The 16,404-nt window shown below is 70.3% G+C and carries 14 protein-coding genes and 1 pseudogene; 9 read left to right on the plus strand and 6 right to left on the minus strand.

All coding sequences use genetic code 11. From position 1 onward, the window contains the following. Positions 1-179: 179 nt before the first annotated feature. Positions 180-587: pseudogene (locus OG379_RS35785) on the plus strand (SpoIIE family protein phosphatase); the annotation flags it as partial. Between the two features lie 9 nt (positions 588-596). Here the strand turns inward: OG379_RS35785 and OG379_RS35790 are convergent. Beyond that, on the minus strand, positions 597-1,472 hold the full coding sequence (locus OG379_RS35790; RefSeq protein WP_405667359.1) for a helix-turn-helix domain-containing protein: 876 nt from the start codon (positions 1,470-1,472) through the stop codon (positions 597-599). A gap of 175 nt (positions 1,473-1,647) precedes the next feature. Between OG379_RS35790 and OG379_RS35795 the strand changes: the two genes are divergently transcribed. The 5 genes from OG379_RS35795 (at position 1,648) to OG379_RS35815 (ending at position 6,800) form a co-directional block, all read left to right on the plus strand. Continuing rightward, positions 1,648-2,238, plus strand: a complete 591-nt coding sequence (locus OG379_RS35795) for a non-oxidative hydroxyarylic acid decarboxylases subunit B (protein ID WP_405667361.1) — start codon at positions 1,648-1,650, stop codon at positions 2,236-2,238. A 49-nt stretch (positions 2,239-2,287) separates the two neighbouring features. Then, entirely contained in the window at positions 2,288-3,712 is a 1,425-nt protein-coding gene (locus tag OG379_RS35800) for a non-oxidative hydroxyarylic acid decarboxylases subunit C (RefSeq protein ID WP_405667363.1), read from the plus strand. Between the two features lie 35 nt (positions 3,713-3,747). After that, the gene (locus OG379_RS35805) at positions 3,748-3,990 is read left to right on the plus strand and encodes a non-oxidative hydroxyarylic acid decarboxylases subunit D (RefSeq protein ID WP_405667365.1); all 243 of its coding nucleotides are present in this window, start codon (positions 3,748-3,750) and stop codon (positions 3,988-3,990) included. 14 nt (positions 3,991-4,004) lie between these two features. Next, positions 4,005-4,490: a pyridoxamine 5'-phosphate oxidase gene (locus OG379_RS35810; protein ID WP_405667367.1), complete on the plus strand. Its 486-nt coding sequence runs from the start codon at positions 4,005-4,007 to the stop codon at positions 4,488-4,490. Between the two features lie 249 nt (positions 4,491-4,739). Beyond that, on the plus strand, positions 4,740-6,800 hold the full coding sequence (locus OG379_RS35815) for a phosphocholine-specific phospholipase C (protein ID WP_405667369.1): 2,061 nt from the start codon (positions 4,740-4,742) through the stop codon (positions 6,798-6,800). 85 nt (positions 6,801-6,885) lie between these two features. Here OG379_RS35815 and OG379_RS35820 read toward each other — a convergent pair whose 3' ends face one another. From OG379_RS35820 to OG379_RS35830, 3 genes are read right to left on the minus strand one after another with little or no spacing between them, the layout of a single operon-like run. Next, the gene (locus tag OG379_RS35820) at positions 6,886-7,152 is read right to left on the minus strand and encodes a DUF4235 domain-containing protein (RefSeq protein WP_405667371.1); all 267 of its coding nucleotides are present in this window, start codon (positions 7,150-7,152) and stop codon (positions 6,886-6,888) included. Beyond that, positions 7,149-7,628 carry a DUF3618 domain-containing protein gene (locus OG379_RS35825; protein ID WP_393759836.1) on the minus strand — a complete coding sequence of 160 codons (480 nt, stop codon included), beginning with the start codon at positions 7,626-7,628 and terminating at the stop codon, positions 7,149-7,151. Before OG379_RS35825 ends, OG379_RS35820 begins: the two co-directional genes overlap by 4 nt. Beyond that, positions 7,625-8,038 (minus strand): phage holin family protein, encoded by a 414-nt coding sequence (locus tag OG379_RS35830; protein WP_405667373.1) that lies wholly within the window; start codon positions 8,036-8,038, stop codon positions 7,625-7,627. Before OG379_RS35830 ends, OG379_RS35825 begins: the two co-directional genes overlap by 4 nt. A 309-nt stretch (positions 8,039-8,347) precedes the next feature. On the opposite strand from OG379_RS35830, the gene OG379_RS35835 reads away from it, so the two are divergent. Beyond that, entirely contained in the window at positions 8,348-11,416 is a 3,069-nt protein-coding gene (locus tag OG379_RS35835; RefSeq protein WP_405667375.1) for an endo-alpha-N-acetylgalactosaminidase family protein, read from the plus strand. 109 nt (positions 11,417-11,525) lie between these two features. On the opposite strand, the gene OG379_RS35840 is transcribed toward OG379_RS35835, so the two are convergent. After that, positions 11,526-12,482 carry an SDR family NAD(P)-dependent oxidoreductase gene (locus tag OG379_RS35840; RefSeq protein WP_405667377.1) on the minus strand — a complete coding sequence of 319 codons (957 nt, stop codon included), beginning with the start codon at positions 12,480-12,482 and terminating at the stop codon, positions 11,526-11,528. Between the two features lie 171 nt (positions 12,483-12,653). Further along, entirely contained in the window at positions 12,654-14,423 is a 1,770-nt protein-coding gene (locus OG379_RS35845) for a glycoside hydrolase family 35 protein (RefSeq protein WP_405667379.1), read from the minus strand. A gap of 130 nt (positions 14,424-14,553) precedes the next feature. Between OG379_RS35845 and OG379_RS35850 the strand changes: the two genes are divergently transcribed. Together OG379_RS35850 and OG379_RS35855 are read left to right on the plus strand one after the other, a co-directional pair. Next, positions 14,554-15,549, plus strand: coding sequence for a helix-turn-helix domain-containing protein (locus OG379_RS35850; protein WP_405667381.1), 996 nt, complete (start codon positions 14,554-14,556; stop codon positions 15,547-15,549). After that, positions 15,542-16,336, plus strand: coding sequence for an alpha/beta fold hydrolase (locus OG379_RS35855; protein WP_405667382.1), 795 nt, complete (start codon positions 15,542-15,544; stop codon positions 16,334-16,336). The genes OG379_RS35850 and OG379_RS35855 overlap by 8 nt, the downstream gene beginning before the upstream one ends. The last annotated feature ends 68 nt before the right edge of the window (positions 16,337-16,404 follow it).

Below are 16,404 nucleotides of genomic sequence, written 5' to 3' on the forward strand. Positions count from 1 at the left end.
GGCCGGCGACCTTATGGGCCACGGACTGCACGCATCCGCCACCATGGGCCGCCTGCGCACCGCCGTCCGAAACTTTTCCGACCTCGACCTGCCCGTCGACGAGGTGTTGACCCGCCCTCGACGACCTCGTCGGCCGTCTCAACGAGCACACGGAAGGGGCCGGCAACGCCGAACTCGTCGGTGGCAGCCGCGTGTACGCGGTTTACGACCCGACCCTTCGGCTCTGCACACTTGCTCGGGCCGGCACCCGCCGCCAGCCCTTGTCCTGCCCGACGGCAAGACCGAATTCCTCGACGTGCCCGCCGGGCCACCTCTGGGCCTGGGGGGCCAGCCCTTCGAGACCTTTGCTCGAACTGCCCGAGGGCAGCGAGCCGATCCTCTACACCGACGGCCTGGTCGAGGACCGCGACCGTGATATCGGTGTCGAGATGGAGCGGATGCCCCACGTGCTCGCCCGTCCATCCGGCACTCCTGAACAGACCTGCACAGCGCTGCTGGACACCCTGCAGCCCGACCGGCGGAGCCGGCGTCCGTGTGCTGCGCGACTGCCGCTCCGCAGCTGCATTCACCATGTGAAATGGTTCTGATACCCAGCGTCATACGCCGCGGGCCCGGTGGCGGAAGGCTGTCGGCGTCTCGCCAGCCCGGGTGCGGAAGAATTTCGTGAAGACCGTGGGATCAGGAAAACCCAGCCTGTCCCCGACAGCCGTGGCCGAGAGGTCGGAGTGCACGAGTAGGCGCTTCGCTTCCAGAAGTACCCGGTCGTCGATGAAGTGCTTGGCGCCACAGCCGACTGCTGCTTGGGTGGCGCGGGTGAGGGTGCGCACGCTGTATCCCAGTTCCGTGGCGTAGTCCTCTGCCCGGTGGGTTCGGAAGAAATTCTGATCGACCGCTCGCTGGAAGCGGCGGAAAGCCTCGCCTGTGGTGGTTGCGCCGGCCTGGCCACCCGGCAGGTGGGCCAGACGCAGCACGAGGACAGCGAGCAGATGCCGCACGACCTCGACGTGCACTTCCAGCGGCAGCTCGGCCAGCCGGCGGTACTCGCCTTCCAATACGTCCAGGACACGCAGGGTGGCGTCGCCGGCTGAAACCGGCGGCCGTCCCGGGGAGGGCTGGTCTACGCGTGCAGCCTCGACCGTGGCGGTGCTCAGGAAGCCCGGCTGAAAGAGGACCACGGTGCCCCGGGCCTCCTCCAGGGGCGAGCGGAACTGCAGGACCTGTCCGGGGCGCACCCATATCCACGTACCCACGGTCAGTTCGTGGTCCGTGAAATCGACCGAGACACGCAGCGTGCCCGCACGCACGGCGATGAGGTGATGAAAGGACGGACGCATAGCGGAATACGCGTCCACGCCGTGGCTGTGGGCACGGGCCGAAAGCCGGGGGAAATCGAGCACCTCCGCGCCAGGCGGAGCCCCGGCCGAGGTCCTGAACGGCACCTCGGCGATTCGAGTGTGTCTGTTTTTGTCCATAGCGTGTCCCCAGCGTACGCCTTCCGCAGCTTGACACGACCCTAGCGTTGGTGGAGACGGAGCAGGTCACCACGGGTTGAAGCCCTGAGGACCCGCATCCGGGCAGTGACGCGGTGACTGAAAGAACCAAGACAGGGTCAGGTCGGCCGCGCACATGAACCGAAGGAGCTGAATCGTGCGACTGATCGTGGGAATGACCGGAGCAACTGGTGCCGCGTTCGGCATCCGGCTTCTGGAGAACCTGGCCCAGCTGCCCCAGGTGGAGACGCACCTGGTGCTGTCCCGGTGGGCGCGGACCACGATCGAGCTGGAGACCGGGCTGTCAGTCGCCGAGGTAGGTGCCCTCGCCGACGTCACGCATCAGCCCGAGGACCAGGGCGCCACCATCTCGTCCGGTTCCTTCAGGACGGACGGCATGGTGATCGTCCCGTGCTCCATGAAGACGCTCGCCGGCATCAGAGCGGGCTATGCCGACGGACTGGTGGGCCGCGCCGCGGATGTGGTGCTCAAGGAGCGCCGGAAGCTGGTGCTGGTACCGCGGGAGACGCCACTCGGCGAGATCCACTTGGAGAACATGCTCGACCTGGCCCGCAAGGGCGTGCAGATGGTGCCGCCCATGCCGGCTTTCTACAACCACCCGCGTTCGGTCGACGACATCGTCGACCACGTCACGGCCCGCATCCTCGACCAGTTCGACCTGCCCGCACCCGCCGCCAAGCGGTGGGACGGCATGCGCGCCGCTCGAGAGCTCCGCCCCGCTGTCTGACGGTGCCCCGTCTTACCTTCCCCCTTGTAAGTCCCCTGAAAGGACCCTCATGGCCTACGACGACCTGCGCAGCTTCCTGGACACCCTCGACAAGGAGGGCCAGCTGCTGCGGATCACCGATGAGGTGATGCCGGAGCCGGACATCGCCGCCGCGGCCAACGCCGCGCCGCGTCTGGGCGACGCCGCTCCCGCTCTCTACTTCGACAACGTCAAGGGCTTCACCGACGCGCGCATCGCGATGAACGTGCACGGCTCCTGGGCGAACCACGCGCTCGCCCTGAACCTGCCGAAGGAGACCGGCACGAAGGAACAGGTCCAGGAGTTCATCCGCCGCTGGGCGAAGTTCCCGGTCGCCCCTGAACTGCGGGAGGACCCGCTGTGGGCGGAGAACACCATGGAGGGTGACGACGTCGACGTCTTCCAGGTCCTCCCGCTGATCCGGCTCAACGACGGTGACGGAGGCTTCTACCTCGACAAGGCCGCCGTGGTGTCCAAGGACCCCGAGGACCCCGACAACAGCGGCAAGCAGAACGTCGGCGTCTACCGCATCGAGGTCAAGGGCAAGCGGAAGCTGGCTCTGCAGCCGGTGCCGATGCACGACATCGCCCAGCACCTGCGCAAGGCCGAGGAGGTCGGGGAGGACCTGCCGGTCGCCATCACCCTCGGCAACGACCCGGTCATCTCCATCGTCGCCTCGACCCCGATGAAGTACGACGAGAACGAGTACGAACTCGCCGGAGCACTCCGCGGCGCTCCCGCCCCGATCGCCCCCGCCCCGCTGACGGGCCTGCCCGTCCCGTGGGGCTCGGAGGTCGTCATCGAGGGCGTGATCGAAGGACGCAAGCGTGAAATCGAAGGCCCCTTCGGAGAGTTCACCGGCCACTACTCCGGCGGCCGCAACATGACGGTCATCCGCATCGACCGGATTTCGTACCGCACCAGCCCGATCTTCGAGCACCTCTACCTGGGCATGCCGTGGACCGAGATCGATTACCTGATGGCCGCCAACACCTGTGTGCCGCTCTACGAGCAGCTCAAGGCCGAGTTCCCCGAGGTACAGGCCGTCAACGCCATGTACACCCACGGCCTGATCGTCATCGTCTCCACGAAGAAGCGCTACGGCGGCTTCGCCAAGGCGGTGGGCATGCGCGTCCTGACCACGCCGCACGGCCTCGGCTACGCCGCCACGGTCATCGTCGTCGACGAGGACGTGGACCCCTTCAACCTGCCCCAGGTGATGTGGGCCCTCTCCACCAAGATGAACCCGGCCGGCGACCTCATCCAGGTCCCCAATCTGCCGATTCTGGAGCTGGCGCCGCAGGCGCAGAGCCCAGGCATCGTCGACAAGCTCATCATCGACGCCACCACCCCCGTCAAGCCCGACCACCGCGGCAACTACGGCAACCAGGTGCGGGATCTGCCCGAGATGAACGAGTGGCTCACCAAGCTCCAGCAACTCGCCGCCCGCCGCTGACCCCCTCCACGCCCGTCACGTTAGGACACCCCCTCATGGCCGACACCACGATCTGCCCTCGCTGCGCACACGACACCATCGACCAGCTCTTCACCTCTCCCGTCGCAGGCGTATGGGAGGTCCTGCAGTGCCGGCAGTGCCTGTACTGCTGGCGAACCAGCGAACCCGACCGCCGAACCCGTCGCGACGCCTACCCCGACACCTTCAAGATGACCGCCGAGGACATCCGGAACGCACCTGAAGTCCCCACGGTCCCGCCACTGCGGGCCACCGTGTGAACGGGTTCGCCCACATGCAGTGCCCGCCGGAATTCCGGCGGGCACTCGCCGCCCACACCACACTCAACCTCGCGTACGTCGACCGGGCCGGCGCACCGCAGGTCTGCGCAGTGTTCTACTCCCTCACCGAGTCCGGGACGCTCGTCTTCCTCAGCTCCCGCTCGACCCGGCACGGCCGCGCCCTGACGGCCGGCCCTCTGGACACCAGGGTGGCGTTCACCGCCCAAGCGGATGACCAGTCCTGGGCGGCCATCACCGGAGTCCAGGGCCGTGGCCGCTGCGGCCCTGTGGAGGGGGCTGCACTGCAGTCCGCCAGAGCGGCGTACGCCCGCCGCTTCCCCTTTGTGGCCACCGCCGAAGGGCCGGCTCGTGCGCTCGCGACCTCACATCTCTGGGAAGTGCGGCCGACTTGGATCCGGCTCATCGACAACACCCGGGGTTTCGGCGACAAGAGGGAGTGGGGAACCGGTGAGACCGAAGGCGACAGAGGGAGCTGGTGACGACGTGACGGGTGCGCATCGGCGTGTGCCTCCAGCGCTGTCGGACAAAGGGCTTGTCACGGGGGCCTGTTGTTCGCGGTCGTGTTGCCCGTACCCTCCCACCAGCCGTCGGCGTGAGCAGGTCCGTGCCGCTGAGGAGGTTCGTTCTCCAGGTGTACAACGTGGTGTCACGAACCCGCCCCCGCCCGGTACCCCAGGACCACTGTCCTTGGGGTGTCCCTGATCCCCCCACCCCAGAGGTCGTCACCCATGACAGAGCTCGACCGTCGCAGGTTCCTGCAGATAGCCGGCGGCACCGCGGCCTTCGCCATGCTGAACGAGAGCATCGCGAGAGCCGCCGCCATTCCGGCGCAGGGCAGCACAGGAACGATCCAGGACATCGAGCACATCGTCGTACTGATGCAGGAGAACCGTTCCTTCGACCACTACTTCGGAGCGATGAAGGGGGTACGAGGCTTCGGCGACCCCCGGCCGGTGCTGCAGGACAACGGCAAGTCCGTCTTCCACCAGTCCGACGGGGCCAAGGACATCCTCCCTTTCAACCCGCAGGTGGCCGACCTCGGGATGCAGTTCCTGGAGGGGCTGGACCATGACTGGGCCGGCGGTCACCAGGCGTACAACAACGGCAAGTACGACAAGTGGGTGCCGGCCAAGACGGCCACGACCATGTCGTACATGACACGGAACGACATCCCGTTCCACTACGCCCTCGCCGACGCCTTCACCGTGTGCGACGCCTATCACTGCTCCCTCATCGGAGCCACCGACCCCAATCGCTACTACCTCTGGTCGGGCCACACCGGCAACGACGGTACGGGCGGCGGCCCGGTCCTCGGCAATCAGGAGGCGGGCTACGGCTGGAAGACCTACCCCGAGCGGCTGGAGTCGGCAGGGGTGTCCTGGAAGGTCTACCAGGACGTGGGCGACGGCCTGAACGCCGCCGGGTCGTGGGGCTGGATCGACGATGCCTTCCGAGGCAACTACGGCGACAACTCCCTGCTGTACTTCAACAGCTACCGCAACGCCCAGCCGGGCAGCGCCTTGTACGAGAAGGCCCGCACCGGCACCGACGTCAAGGCCGGCGGCACGTACTTCGACCGGCTGCGCGCGGACGTGGTGGGCGGGAACCTGCCGAAGGTCTCCTGGATCGCCGCCCCCGAGGCCTTCAGCGAGCACGCCAACTGGCCGACGAACTTCGGTGCCTGGTACATCTCACAGGTCCTGGACGCACTGACGGCGAATCCCGAAGTCTGGGCGAAGACCGCCCTGTTCATCACCTACGACGAGAACGACGGATTCTTCGACCACGTGGTCCCGCCGTACCCCCCTGCCTCCTCCGCCTGGGGCCTGTCCACGGCCGATGTGTCGAAGGACCTGTACGCGGGCGGCGGGGGCTACGCGGCGGGCCCCTACGGGCTCGGCCCGCGCGTGCCGATGATCGTCGTCTCGCCGTGGAGCAAGGGCGGCTACGTCTGCTCCGAGACCTTCGACCACACCTCGGTGATCCGCTTCATGGAGAAGCGCTTCGGGGTGCGGGAGCCCAACATCTCGCCGTGGCGCCGCGCCGTGTGCGGGGACCTGACGTCGGCCTTCGACTTCGCCCGTACGGACGCGTCCCCCGCCACGCTGCCCTCCACGGCCGGATACGTACCGCCGGACAGGAACCGCCACCCGTCCTACCACCCGACACCGCCCGCCAAGGGAACCCTGCCCAAGCAGGAGGCGGGCTCCAAACCGACCCGCGCCCTCGGCTACAGCCCGTACGTGGACGGCCTGGCCACCGTCTCCACCGCCAAGTTCACCCTGACCTTCGCCGGCGGCCCCACCCTGGGCGCCCACTTCCACTGCACCTCGGGCAACCGCACGGACGGCCCATGGCCCTACACCGTGGAGGCGGGCAAGACCCTCTCGGACACCTGGAGCACCAGCAGCTCCACCGGCAACCGGATCGATCTCACGGTCTGGGGCCCGAACGGCTTCCTGCGCACCTGGCGGGGTCCCGCGAAGCAGGCCGGCCCCGAGGTCACCGCCCGCCACGCTGCGTCCGGCGGCAACCTGACGCTCAGCATGACCAACTCCGCCCCGGCCGCGGTCAACCTGACCGTGACCAACGCCTACGGCGGCGCGGCTCAGACCTTCAAGGTCAACCCCGGAGCGACCGTCACCCACACGGTCGACCTGCGCGCCACCGCCCGCTGGTACGACGTCAAGGTCGTCTCGGACGCCGACGCGACGTTCCTGCGCCGCTTCGCCGGGCACGTGGAGACGGGCGCCCCGGGCGTCTCCGACCCGGCGATCAGGACCGCCTGATACGGCCCGCCGGCCCTCTCCCCGGAGGGCGACCGGCGGCCCGGGCGGCGCCGGCCCCTGGGGACGGGGCCGGCGCCGCAGCGGGTCAGCCCGGCCAGACGCCCGTCAGGCGACGCGTGGCCACGGCGCCCGAGCGGTCGACTGCCGCCTTGACCACGGAGAAGATGACTCCCTGGAGAGCGGCGGCGAGCAGGATCTGCTTCCAGGACCGGTCTTCGTCCGTGGCATCGGGTGCGTCGCCCTCGCCCTCGATGACCTTCCACGCCTGCTTGAACGCCGCACTCGCGATCAAGCCGCTCGCCGCACCGAGAGCCATCCCGACCGGCTTGTAGGCGATCTTGGACATCTTCATCGGCGGCCTCGACGGTGGCGCACCAGCAGGACAGCGGCGAGCAGCGCACCACCCGCGAGGAGCGGGTTGCGGTTGGCGCGTGCGAACGACGTGGCCCGGCCCGCCTTCTCGAGCAGCGGGTCGGGAGCCTTGTCCGCCGCGTACTGTCCTGCCCGGGCCGCGGTCTCCCGTACGTGGGACGCGGCCTCGGCCGCCTTCTCCAGGACGGGATCGGGCGTCTTGTCCTTGACGAGCCGCGTGGCCTGCTCCGCCTTCCCGCGGACCTGTTCGGCCACCAGGGCGGCCTTCTCCGCAGCCTGTTCCTTCGCGGCGGCGGTCTTCTCCCTCGCCTGTGCCTTGACGTCGGCCTTGGCCGCCAGTGCTTCGACGGTCTGCCCGAGTTCGTCGCGGGTGCGCTCGACCTGCTCGCGCAGCTCCTCCGGGTTGGAGGCGTCGGGGACCGGGGTCCCTATGTTGGTCCGGGATTCCTTGCTCATCGGTGTGCCTTTCCCTTGATCTCGGCCAGATCGGCCTTGACGCTGCCGACGGTCTGCTCCGGAGCGGGGGAGCCGGCCTCGGCGATCTGCTTCTTTCCGGCCAGGGCGGCCGCCGCTGCGGCCGCCGCCAGCACTGTCGTGACGATGAGGGCCGACGCCCACAAGGGCAGCACCAGTGCAAGTGCCACGATGCAGGTCGCGACCAGCGCCTGGGCCGCCAGGATGCCGATGAGGCTCGCGGCGCCGAAGAGGCCGCCGCCCTTCCCGAAACGCTTGCCCTTCTGGGTCATCTCCGCCCGGGCCAGCTGCATTTCCTCGCGGACCAGCTCCGAGAGCTGCTGCGAGGCGCGCGAGACCAGGACACCCAACGAGTCGTCGGTGGTGTCGGTCTGCCGCTCTGCCGTGCTCATGGCCAGGTCACCTTGCCTTCCTCGATCTGTCGGAAACATCGGCTGCCCCAGGGCGCCGTCCGTCCGGTGAGGCAGGACCGGTGGACCTCGTAGCGCCGCCATGACGGAACCTCCTCGTCGAGCCGTGTATGCGGACGTCTCGGCTCGACTACCCCGCAACTGCTCCAGCACCCACCCCGCCGGGAAGAGCGTCCGGACCCCGCCGCACGCGTTAGTCCAACACCCGCCCCTCCTTTGTCCATGGGCGCGTTCACCCCGAGCGGCGCATCTTGGCGTGCACAGATGCCGTCCAGCGCCAGGAGAACGAGCATGCACGCACAAGACCCCGGACCGAGCCGCAGGACCGTGGTGGCAGCCACCGCACTGGCGGGGGCCGGACTGGCCCTCGCCGGCCCGGGCACCGCGTTCGCGGCGCAGCGGGAGACCGTGCTGCGCTCCCGCGAACTGGAGGTGCGCGTCGATCCGGATTTCCCGCGCATCGTCTCGTACACCGACCGCGCCGGAGGTGCCGTGCTGCACGGTCAGGAGGACCCGGTCACCTCCGTGCTGATCGACGGCACCGCCCGTACCCCGCAGGTGACCTCACGCTCCGGCCGCGACACGGCGTCGTACACCCTCGTCTTCGACGGCGGCACCGAGATCCGGGCCGAGATCCGCGTCACCGGCCGCCGGGTCGAGTGGCGGGTCACGAGGATCACCGACACACCGGACCTGCGCGTCGGCACGCTCCAGATCCCGTCGCTGGCGTTCCTGTCGGTACGCAGCGATCAGCCGGGCGCGGCCCTCCTCGCCGCGCGGATCCAGCTCGACAAGGCCACGAGCGGCGACACCCTGGTCCAGATCACACCGGACACCGCGCCCGAGGCGGCCCCGACCGGCTGCGCGTACGCCGTCGTCGCCCACGACCGGCTCGGTGGCGCCCTGGAGACCAACACGACGTACGACAAGCCCGACAGCGCGCCGGGCGCCACCTGGGAGAACGGCCGGCTGTGGCGCCGGACCGTCAGGAAGGACGGCTACGTCAAGGCCGAACTCGCCTGCGGGCAGTGGACGCACAGGGCCGCGACCGCGCCTCCGAACGCCACCGAGCCGCTCCCGTACGCCACCGTGATCATCACCGGTGACCGGAACGGCGACGGCGTCGTGGACTGGCAGGACGCCGCCATCGCCTTCCGCGACATCATGGTCGACCCGCTGGGCGCCGACGAGCAGCACCTGCGCGTCGTCCCGCACATCCCGTTCAACTTCGCCAGCCAGGCCACCAACCCGTTCCTCGTGACGCTCGACAACGTGAAGCGGATCTCCCTCGCCACGGACGGCCTGCGCCAGTACACGCTCCTCAAGGGCTACCAGTCGGAGGGCCACGACTCGGCCCACCCCGACTACGCGGGCAACCACAACGAGCGCGCGGGCGGCCTGAAGGACCTCAACACGCTCGTGAGCGAGGGGCGCAGATGGGGGAGCGACTTCGGCGTCCATGTGAACGCCACCGAGTCCTACCCCGTCGCGAACGCGTTCTCCGAGACGCTCGTGGACAAGAGCAACGAACAGTGGGACTGGCTCGACCAGAGCTACCGCATCGACCAGCGGCGCGATCTCGTCTCCGGCGACATCATCAAGCGCTTCCAGGACCTCAGGGACGAGACCGACCCTGCCCTGAACATGCTCTACATCGACGTGTTCCGCGAGTCCGGCTGGACCTCCGACCGGCTCCAGCGGGCCCTGCGGGAGCAGGGCTGGCAGGTCACCACCGAGTGGGGCCACGGTCTCGAACGCTCCTCCCTGTGGTCCCACTGGGCCACCGAGACCGATTACGGCGCGGACACGTCCCGGGGCATCAACTCCCAGCTGATCCGCTTCATCCGCAACCACCAGAAGGACGTCTTCGCCGACAAGTGGCCGACGCTCCTGGGGATACCGCGCACCGGCAACTTCGAGGGCTGGGTCAACAAGACCGACTGGAACACCTTCTACCGGCAGATCTGGACGGACAGCCTGCCCGCCAAGTACCTCCAGGCGTACCCGATCAGGAGCTGGGGCGCCCACGAGATCACGTTCTTCGGCCCGACGAAGACGTCCGTGGACGACACCGCCGGCACCCGCCGCATCACCACCGACGGCCGGGTGGTGTACGAGGGGGGACGCTATCTGCTGCCCTGGGAGCCGCGCGAAGCCACCGACCCCGACCGCCTCTACCACTACAACCCGGCGGGCGGAAGCAGCACCTGGCGGCTGCCGCGCGGCTGGGCCGGCCGGTCGAAGGTCTACGTCCACCGGCTCACCGACCAGGGGCGGGCATCCGTCCGTGAGGTGCCCGTCCGCTCCGGCCGCGTCACCATCGAGGCCGAGGCGGAGCAGCCGTACGTCGTCCACCGCACCCGGATGCCCGCGAACCCGGACCCGGAATGGGGGCAGGCGACGCCCCTCCACGACCCGGGCTTCAACTCGGGCTCCCTGGACGGCTGGGACGTCGACGGACCGGCGTCGGTCGAACTGAGCGCCCTCGGCGACTACGAACTGGTCGTCGGCGCCGGTCCTGCGGCGGCCGTCGGCCAGCGGATCGCCCGTCTCGCACCGGGCACCTACGCAGCCTCCGTACAGGTGGAGGTGGGGGAGCAGGCGGGGGAGCGGCGACGGGCCGCGCTCACCGTGCGCACCGCCGACGGCACCACGGCCGAGAACTGGACGGACTCCTCCACCGCCGTCAACCTCGTCGCGGCGGACCGCAAACACGACACCCGCTTCCAGCGGATGTTCACGTACTTCACCGTGCCGGACGGCGGCGGGCCCGTGGACCTCACCCTGCGCGCCGAAGCGGGGGACGCCAGGGTCCGCTTCGACAACGTGCGGATCGTCGCCGCGCGGCGCACCACCAAGGCCGGAGCCGTGGCCTTCGAGGACTTCCAGCACGTGCCCCAGGGCTGGGGGCCGTTCGTCAAGGGCGACGCGGGCGGTTCGACGGACCCGCGCACTCACATCGCACAGCGGCACGCCCCGTTCACCCAGCGCGGCTGGAACGGCAAGGTGATCGACGACGTCGTCGACGGAACCCAGTCGCTGAAGTCGCGCGGGGAGAACGACGGCCTCGTGTACCGGACCGTGCAGCACACCGTCCGCTTCGAGGCGGGGAAGCGCTACCGGGTGACCTTCCGGTACGAGAACGAGAAGGCCGGCCAGTACGCGTGGATCACCGGGGTCGACGCACCGGCCTCCCGCGAGCTCGACCGCAAGGATCTTCCCGTGGCCACCTCACCGGCCGTGCTGAGTCACGAGTTCACCGTGCCGTCCGAGGGGGAGACCTGGGTCGGTCTGCGCAGGACGGGTGACGACGGGACGGCGGAGTTCGTCCTCGACTCCTTCGAGGTGCGCGAAGTGTGACAGGCCGGCCGCCCCGCCCCCGGCGCCCACGAGTGGGTCCGGGGGCGGGGTGGCAGGACCTCGGTGGCGGTGGCCGCGCAGGCGACGGGCCGGGCCTCGTGCACGGGGATCATCCGCGTCCGGAGCTCGTGCCGAGGTCGGCGCCGGTCAGATCACAGCTCACGTCCCACAGCCGCGCCGCGACCGAGCGGTCGGCGAGGTGGCCCCACACCGCTTCACGCCGGGGCTCACCGCGCAGGCCGAGGACGCGCGGTCCCCACAGCTCGCCTCCGCGCACCGCCGGGTCGAGCACCGCCCGGACCGCGGGCCACGCGCCGGCGTCCTTGCCCTGGAGGAGAAGGGCCGCGGGTGCCGCGCCCAGCCGTGCGCCGGTGGCCCGCACATGGACCGGTGGCCGTGAGGGGGTGAGGGAGTCCAGCGCCCCGCCGGGATGGGCCAGCACGCTCGACACCGTGCTGCCGGCAGCACGCAGGCGGCGGTCGAGTTCGATGCCGAAGTACATCTGTGCCAGCTTGGAGCGTCCGTAGGTCCTCTTGGGCCGGTAATCCTTCCGGGACTGCAGGTCGTCGAGGTCGAGCCGTTCGGACTTCGCCGCGAAACTGCCCATGGTCACGACACGGGCCGCCGGGGCGGCAGCCAGCAGCGGCATCAGCGCAGCGGTCAGGGCGAAGTGCCCGAGGTGATTCGTGCCGAACATGAGTTCATGACCGTCCACGGTCTCCTTGCGCGGCGGGTCGTCGAGCGCGACGCCCGCGTTGTGGACCACCGCGTCGAGGTGCTCCACCCCCAGCGACTCCACCATCGTTCCGAGCGACGAGAGGTCGGCGAGGTCCAGCCGTACGGCCCGTACCCGCGCACCGGGGACACGCATTCGGATCAAGGCCGTGGCGGCCTCGGCCCTGGCCGGACTCCGGCTGCCGAGTACGACGGTGGCGCCGGTCGCCGACAACTGCTCCGCGACGAAGTACCCGATGCCGGCATTGCCGCCGGTGACCAGGATGACGCGGCCGTCCGCACCGGGCAGCCGATGGACGTCCCAGCGCGGGACGGAGGATGTGAGCGACACGGCGACGGGCTCCCTTGTTCTCGAAGGAGACTGCGGCTGCTCCCTCGGGCGGCTCCCACGGTTCCAGTGGCCACCGACACATCGCCTACGCCTCACCGACAGCCCCGTCGGACGGCCGGCGACCCCCGGACGCGGTGCGGGCCGTCGTCGCACCGTCCCGCACGCGGGCCCTCAGCCGAGAGCCAGCCGGCGGTCACCCGAGCGCTCCAGCTCCAGGACCCACACCTCGTTCACACCCTCGCGCAGCAAGGGCCCCGGAACGTACAGCGACTCCTGGGGCCCCACGCTCCAGTAGCGCCCCAGGCAGAAGCCGTTCACCCAGACGAAGCCGCGCTCCCACCCCGGCAGGGCCAGCCCGGCGTCCCCCGGACCGCGCACCTCGAACGTTCCCCGGAAGAGGCCCGCGGCGCCCTCCTCCGGGGCGCGGAAGGGAACCTTTCCGACTGCGTCCGCGTCCTCGAACGCGTCCAGGGCGAGCCCCCGCGCCCGCACGCCGTGCAGGTACTGCCGCTCGTGCAGGACACCGCCAGTGATCCCCTTCGGCTCGGCGAGACGCGGCCCGTAGTTGACCCGCCCCAGCGACTCCACCCAGAGCTCCACCTCCGCCGGTCCCGCGACCGGCCCGTCCAGCGCCGTGTACGAGCCCGCCTCGGCCGGCCCGCAGCCCAGCACCCCCGCCCGCGCCCCGTCGACGTACACCACCGCGCGGTCCCGGAGCCCGGTCACCCCGAGCGCATACGGCGGACGAGGCCCCGGCACCTCCACCCGATAGCGGACCACCCCCCGGTCCACCCCCAGCTCCTCGAACGTCGGTGGCACCGCACATTCGGCCTCCGGTCCGCCGAGGGCGTCCATGACGTCACCCGGTGGTGCCCACTCCACGAGCTCGGCGCCCACCGGGCCGGCCAGAGCGGCGGGCGGAGCCGGCACGTCGGGCAGCGGGACGCCCCCCTCCCGGTACCGCGCGAGGATGTCCCGGAACAGCCAGAACTTCTCGGTGGGGCGGCCGTACTCGTCGACGGGGGCGCCGTAGTCGTACGACGTCACGGTCGACCGGAGCTCCCCGCCGTGCAGTTCCCCGGCACGGTTCGCCCCCGACCAGCCGCCGAAGCTCGTACCGCCGTGTGCCATGTAGATGTTGACGGACGCGCCGCACCGAAGGATCTCCTCCAGCGCCGACGCCGCGTCGGCCGGCTCCCGTACCACCGGCTCCGCACCCCAGTGCCCGAACCAGCCGCACCAGAACTCCATGCACATCAGCGGGCCGTCCGGCCGGTGCCGCCGCAGCGTCTCGAAGCCCTCCCGGGCCCCCGAGCCGAAGTTCGCCGTCGCCAGCACCCCGGGCACCGAACCGCCCGTCAGCATGTGGTCCTCCGGGCCGTCGGACGTGAAAAGCGGAACCGTCACACCGAGCTCGCGCAACAGCTCCGTCAGACGGCCCAGATACACCTGGTCGGAGCCGTAACTGCCGTACTCGTTCTCGACCTGCACCATGATCACCGGGCCGCCCCGGCCGATCTCCCGCCGCAACACCTGCGGCAGCAGCCGCCCGAACCACCGCTCCACATGCCCGAGGTACTCCGGATCGCGGGTCCGCACCCTGGTGCCCAGCGTCCCCGTCAGCCAGTGGGGCAGACCGCCGTTCTCCCACTCCGCGCAGATGTACGGCCCCGGCCGCACGATCGCCCACAGCCCGGCCGCCTCCGCCGCGTCCAGGAACCGGCCCAGCGCCTCCACGTCGCGGTGGCGCCCCTGCTCCGGCTCGTGCAGGTTCCAAGGGACGTACGTCTCCACACAGTTGAGACCCATGGCACGCAGCATCGCCAGCCGGTGTTCCCACTGGCCCTCGTGCACCCGGAAGTAGTGCAGAGCACCCGACAACAGCCGTACGGGCCGTCCGTCGAGCTCGAAATCCCGCTCACCCACCGTGAACTCAGCCATGGTCCCCGCCTCTCGTTCCACCACCGTCCCCACCTCACCCCCTGGCGGCGGAGCGGTCCATGGACAAAGATCAGCTCTGTTTGGACACAACGGAAGCCGGACCGACCGGACGGGGAGGAAACGGAACCGGATGTACCACACCTGGATGCGCTATTTCACGCCGAGCCCCACCCACCACAAGCTGGGGCTGGTCTGCCTCGGAGTAGGCCTCCAGCACGGCACACTGCCCACCGTCGGGCCCCGCACCCTCGACCACCACGTCGCCGTCGTGATCAGCGCGGGCAGCGGCTGGTACCGCTGCCCGGACGGGGAACGCACCCCCGTGACGGCGCCCGCGCTGATCTGGCTCGTACCGGGCATCCCGCACCACTACGGTCCCGACCCCGCCACCGGCTGGGACGAGAGCTTCGTCGACTTCACCGGCCCGGCCACCGTCCCCTACACCGAACTCGGCTACATCGAGACCGACCGCCCGGTCGTCCCCCTCGCGGACACCGCGCCCGCACGCGCCGCCGTGAGCCGGATCGCCCGTGCCGCCCGCCTCGGCAACCCCCTCCTCGAGGTCGAGACCGGCGCCGCCGTGCACGAACTGCTCGTCGCCCTGCGCCGCGCCCGCGCAGACCTCGGAGCCGACGGGGACCCCGTGCTCAACGCCCTCGCCCGCGACGCCTTCCAGCCCCTGTCCGTCGCCGAACACGCCTCCCGCCACGGCATGACCCCCGCCGAGCTGCGCACCGCCGTACGCCGGGGCGCCGGATGCAGCCCCAAGGACTACCTCCTCGGCATCCGCCTCGGCCGGGCCAAGGAACTCCTCGCCACCACCGAGCTCCCCGTCTCCGCTGTCGCACGCCGCGTCGGCTACGACGATCCCGCCTACTTCTCCCGCCTCTTCACCCGCCGCGTCGGCATGGCCCCCGTCCGCTTCCGCGGCCAGCAGGGCCGGGCGGTCCCCGGCGGCTGGAGCGACCGGATCCCGGACCCCGCACACCCCCCGACCATCACCACCGCGCACGCGGCTGCTGACAGCCCCGCTCTGCTGCCCCGGTCCCGTGTGGCGGACGTCAGGGGCGCGGCGCAGACTGACGAGGGAGGACAGCAGTCCAGAAGGGCCTGGGGCAATGGGTGACTACGCGGACCTTCCTGGTGTCAGGACGTGGTACGAGACCGAGGGGACCGGCATCCCGCTGGTCCTCCTGCACGGGGGCTTCTGCACCAACGAGACCTGGGGCGAGCTCCGCTCCGACCTCGCCGTCACCCACCGCGTCCTCCTGCCCGAGCGGCGCGCGCACGGGCACACCCCCGATGTCGAAGGGCCTCTCACCTACCAGGACATGGCCGACGACACAGTGGCCTTCCTGGAGACGGTCGTGGGGGAGCCGGCGCATCTCGTGGGCTGGAGCGACGGGGGAGTCGTCGCGCTGATCGTCGCTGCCGCCCGCCCGGACCTGGTGCGCAAGGCGGTGGTGATCGGGGCCAACTTCCGGCCCGGCCCCGAGTGCTTCGTCGAGCCGGCGATGCTCGACGCGATGACGCCGGACGGGGACGACCTGGCGTTCTTCCGGGAGATGTACGAGGCCGTCGCACCCGACGGCGCGGGTCACTGGCCGGTGGTGGCGGCGAAGATGATCGACATGTGGCGCACCCAGCCGACGCTCACCACCGGGGACCTGGCGCGTATCGAGGCACCCGTCCTCACCATGGTGGGAGACGACGACCTGATGACGCTGGAGCACACGGCAGCCCTGTACCGGGCGATCCCGGGGGCACAGCTGGTCGTCGTCCCCGGCGCCTCCCACCTGGTCCCGCTGGAGAAGCCGGCCCTGGTCGGCCGGCTGATCCTCGACCACCTCGCGCAGGACGCGGTGGAGACGATGATGCCCGTCCTGCGCGCGCCGGCACCGCCGTCCCGCTGAGAACCCGCTGTGCGCGACCGTCGACACCCGTCACCACCGTCGCTGGAGTCCAACCATTGTGGCCGCCC

The organism is Streptomyces sp. NBC_01166 (assembly GCF_045039765.1).
Taxonomy (GTDB): Bacteria; Actinomycetota; Actinomycetes; order Streptomycetales; family Streptomycetaceae; genus Streptomyces.